Source organism: Longicatena sp. 210702-DFI.1.196, assembly GCF_020563125.1.
GTDB classification, from domain to species: Bacteria; Bacillota_I; Bacilli_A; order Erysipelotrichales; family Erysipelotrichaceae; genus Longicatena; species Longicatena caecimuris.
This window is the reverse complement of record NZ_JAJCPX010000156.1, coordinates 1-214: the sequence shown is the minus strand read 5'-3', so window position 1 is coordinate 214 and position 214 is coordinate 1. Positions and strand designations below refer to the sequence as shown.

Below are 214 nucleotides of genomic sequence, written 5' to 3'. Positions count from 1 at the left end.
AGATGACGTACTGCACCAGGACCATCTAAATGATAGAATGAACGCTCAATCAAGGATGCCTCTTTCTTTAAGGTTTCAAAAACAAACTCATCAAATTGCTCTGGACCAATCATACAACAAAAATCGCATTGAGAAATAAAATATGGTTTTTGTGATAATAGACTGATCCATCCGGTATAACCCAAAGTATTATTTAAATCAATACTAGCAATCA

At 34.1% G+C, this 214-nt stretch carries 1 pseudogene; it reads right to left on the bottom strand.

Going from position 1 to position 214, the window contains the following annotated elements:
• A pseudogene (locus tag LI241_RS15760) lies at positions 1-214 on the bottom strand (hypothetical protein); the annotation flags it as partial.